This is a genomic window from Mesorhizobium sp. M8A.F.Ca.ET.207.01.1.1 (assembly GCF_004794715.1).
In the GTDB taxonomy this organism is placed as follows: Bacteria; Pseudomonadota; Alphaproteobacteria; order Rhizobiales; family Rhizobiaceae; genus Mesorhizobium.
In genome coordinates, this window is the sequence record NZ_SRUS01000439.1 from 1 (window position 1) to 310 (window position 310).

Consider the following 310-nt stretch of genomic DNA (forward strand, 5'->3'; position numbering starts at 1 on the left):
GGTAACGGCAAGGTCGGGGCGGTCGGTTTCTGCTGGGGCGGCGGCGCGGTGAACCAGCTCGCCGTCCATGCGCCCGATCTCGGCGCCGGCGTCGCCTACTACGGCATGCAGCCAAAGGCTGAGGATGCTGCGAAGATCAAGGCGCCGCTGCTCCTTCACTATGCCGGTCTCGACAGCCGGACCAATGCCGGCATCGATGCCTACAAGAAAGCGCTCGACGCCGCGCATGTCGAATACAAGGTCTATGTCTATGAGGGCGCCAACCACGCCTTCAACAACGACACCTCGGCCGCGCGCTATGACAAGAAAG

General features: G+C 63.5%; 1 protein-coding gene. It reads left to right on the top strand.

The genetic code is table 11. The annotated features are described in order from the left end of the window. Positions 1-310, top strand: a 310-nt coding sequence (locus tag EN850_RS35265) for a dienelactone hydrolase family protein (protein WP_189591342.1), incomplete at both ends; no start/stop codon positions are given.